This window comes from Micromonospora sp. NPDC003776, from assembly GCF_053605645.1.
This window is the reverse complement of record NZ_JBSGJR010000728.1, coordinates 1-2,941: the sequence shown is the minus strand read 5'-3', so window position 1 is coordinate 2,941 and position 2,941 is coordinate 1. Positions and strand designations below refer to the sequence as shown.

The 2,941-nt window shown below is 73.6% G+C and carries 2 protein-coding genes and 2 pseudogenes; 1 reads left to right on the top strand and 3 read right to left on the bottom strand.

The features are described 5' to 3' along the window. Window positions 1-159: 159 nt before the first annotated feature. Window positions 160-336 (top strand): annotated as a pseudogene (locus ACWEVO_RS34060) (Clp protease N-terminal domain-containing protein); the annotation flags it as partial. A gap of 392 nt (window positions 337-728) precedes the next feature. Here the strand turns inward: ACWEVO_RS34060 and ACWEVO_RS34055 are convergent. The 3 genes and pseudogenes from ACWEVO_RS34055 to ACWEVO_RS34045 form a co-directional block, all read right to left on the bottom strand. Next, window positions 729-998 (bottom strand): annotated as a pseudogene (locus ACWEVO_RS34055) (inositol monophosphatase family protein); the annotation flags it as partial. 15 nt (window positions 999-1,013) lie between these two features. Beyond that, window positions 1,014-1,667, bottom strand: a complete 654-nt coding sequence (locus tag ACWEVO_RS34050) for a hypothetical protein (RefSeq protein WP_452311525.1) — start codon at window positions 1,665-1,667, stop codon at window positions 1,014-1,016. After that, window positions 1,664-2,665 (bottom strand): hypothetical protein, encoded by a 1,002-nt coding sequence (locus tag ACWEVO_RS34045; protein WP_452311524.1) that lies wholly within the window; start codon window positions 2,663-2,665, stop codon window positions 1,664-1,666. The genes ACWEVO_RS34050 and ACWEVO_RS34045 overlap by 4 nt, the downstream gene beginning before the upstream one ends. Window positions 2,666-2,941 lie beyond the last annotated feature (276 nt).

The following is a 2,941-nucleotide window of genomic DNA, read 5'->3' as shown; positions in this document are numbered from 1 at the left end:
CTGGGCGAGGCGGTCCGCGGGGCGCTGCGCGTGTTCGGGTTGGACCTGGCCGCGTTCGTCGGCGGGTTGGAGGTGTGGTTCGGCCCGGACGCGCTGCGCGAAGCCCCGCCCGCCCCGCGTCGCTGGTGGGGCGGCCGCCGCCGGCACGACGACGGCCGGTTCTCACCCCGGGCCAAGAAGGTGCTGGAGCTGTCGCTGCGCGAGGCACTCCGGCTGCGGCACCACTACATCGGCACCGAGCACATCCTGCTCGGCCTGCTCCGGGAGGGGAACGGCCTGGCCGCGCTGGTGCTCACCGAGGCCGGCGCCGACCTCGACGACCTGCGCCGCCGGGTGGAGGCCGCGCTGCGCACGGCGGCCTGACGGCACTCCCCCGTCGCCGCCGCGGTCAAACCTGATTGCGGTCCTTGCAACGTCGGTCCGCGTCGGCTCGCTGACCGGCCGGATCTGCTGCACACTGACGCCGTGGACGGTGCAGAGGACAAGCGCCCGGTGACCGCGGACAACCCCGCGCCGCGCTGCGCGGTGGTGGTCAACCCCGCCAAGGTGACCGATCTCGACGATTTCCGCCAGACCGTGAACGGCGCCCTCGACGCCGCCGGCTGGCCCGCGCCGACCTGGTACGAGACCACGGTCGAGGACCCGGGCCGCGGGCAGGCGGAGGCCGCCGTCAAGGCGGGCAGCCCGATGGCCACGTTGTTGGTGCCGTCGAGCGGGTCGACCAGCCACGCCCAGGACTGGTCCGGGGCGTACTCGCCGCCCTCTTCGGCGATCACCCCGTGCTCGGGCCAGCGGGCCCGGATCCGGTCGACGATCAGCCGTTCGGCGGCCAGATCCAGGTCGGTGACCAGGTCGCCGGTGGCGTTCTTGGCCCGGGCGTGCAAGTGGCCCCGGGCGCCGCGGCGCAGCAGCCGCCCGGCGTCGCGGGCCGCCTCCACCGCGAACCGGTGCGCGTCGCGCAGGTCAGGTCCGGCGCATCTGCTCGGCTCCACGTCCATGGTTCCTCCCGCCATTCAGCCCCGTGCCACCAGGTGGGCGATCTCGCGCGCCAGCCGCGCGGTCTCCGCCGTGTCGCACCGGTCCCGGCGGATCCGGTGACTGCGCCCCTCCACCGCGCCGAGGCTCAGGTCGGCCACGCCGGGCGTGGTCCGGCCGAGCGCCACGGTCACCGCCGGCCGCCCGGGGTCCACCTCGGAGGTGTGGAAGCCGCCGGCGCGCAGCGCGTACGAGTCACCGGCGGCGTGCGTCTCCACGGTGGCGGTGACCGCGGTGACCAGCCGGTCGGTGGCGGCCATCTCGTCGACGTCGCCGCGGCTGTGCACCTCGTACACCCGGAAGGCGGGGTGGGCGGGCGCGTCGGAGACGTCGATCAGCTCGTTGCGGACCCGCCCGTGCAGCACGTGGCTGAGCAGGTCCCAGCTGTGCGAGTGCATGGTCGAGGTGGTCGGCCGCACCGGCGGCGGGGCGGCCGGCCAGGCGTGCACGCAGATGCCGTCCGGCCCGTCGCGCTCCACCGGCAGGCAGGTGAAGCCGAGCGGGTGACGGACGGCCCGCAGCGACCGGCGTCCGTCGGCGACGTCCCCGAGGACCGCCAGCACCCAGTCGCGCAGCAGCTCCGGCCGGGTGCCCCGGTCGATCTCCCGTTCGAGGTCGGCGTAGCTCATCATGCGTACGGGTTCCTCGCCTGGACGGCCCGGCCGACGATGTCGGCGACCTCGCGGTCGCCGAAGGACCGGGGCAGCGGCAGCCCGAGCGCGGTGAAGAGCCGACGGACCTGCTCCACGGAGGGCTCGTCGTCGAGCTTGACCTGCGCGGCGGCCTCGATCGGCACCCGCCGGCTCTGCTCCCGGCTGTACTGCAGCTCGATGTTGTAGCGGTTGTAGTAGAGCTCCTTGCGGTCGATCCGCAGCGCCGGGGTCTGCGGATTCTCCTGGGTGATGATGACGCAGCTCGACGAGAGGTCGTACCGGAAGGTGGTCATCTGGGCGGAGAGCCGCACGTCGATGGTGAGCAGGCCGGAGCGTTGCAGGTGCCAGCAGGCGGCCAGCACGGTCGCGTACGACTCCTTGCGGGTCCGGTCGACCGTCCACCGCTCCCCCGGCGCGTCCGGGGCGAGGCTGCGCCGGAACCGCGCGTACCGCTCGCAGACCGCCTCGTCCGTGGGGTCGATGATCTCGATGGCGACGTGCAGGGTGGCGTTGCGGGCGCGGGCGTGCTCCAGGCACTCGGGGAGGGTGACCGCCCGGGTGTAGGTGCCGGTGCCGCCCTTGAAGTTCCACCGGTCGGTGTGCCGGCGGGCCTCGGCCAGGGCCTGTCCCACCTCGCTGCCGTGCAGCACGCGGACCATCGAGACGCTGTCGATCGCCTCGCGGGCCCGGTTGAGCGCCCCTTCCGGGCCGGTGATCTCGCGCATCTGCGGCACCAGTTCGGTGAGCCGGTCGCGGGTGTCCCGCACGACCTGCCGCACCTGCTGCTCCCGGGTCTCGCGGCGCAGCCGGTCCCGCAGCACCGCTTGGGCGAGCAGCCCGAGGACCAGCAGGATCGCGCTGTTGACCACGTCCTGGCTCACCGCGTTGGTCAGCCCGAGGACCGCCACGGTCACGGCCAGGATCAGCCCGATGAACGCGTCGAGATTGTTGACGACCCAGTTGAACAGGCGCGCCATGAGGTCCCCCGGTCGACGACGGAACCTCCATGATAGCCCTTTGTCAATATCACGATCACGCGCTGTTCCGTGGCGGTGGCGGGGCGCCCAGCCGCCGCGCCGCGCAGATCAGCGACCCGCCCAGGCCGGGAGCGAGCCGGGCCAGCAGCCGGGAGGTCATCCACCGTCCACTGCGGAGCCGCCACCCGGGTGACCATGACGTTCTCCGACTACGGCCAGCAGGTGCGGGTGGAACGGCCGGCCCACGCCGAGGCCGTCAGGTAGGCCGCTCGTACG

What these genes read in the sequence shown, in the direction of transcription:
- ACWEVO_RS34050 (WP_452311525.1), bottom strand. Translation starts at nt 1,667, where the DNA reads ATGATGAGCTACGCCGACCTCGAACGGGAGATCGACCGGGGCACCCGG.
- ACWEVO_RS34045 (WP_452311524.1), bottom strand. Translation starts at nt 2,665, where the DNA reads ATGGCGCGCCTGTTCAACTGGGTCGTCAACAATCTCGACGCGTTCATC.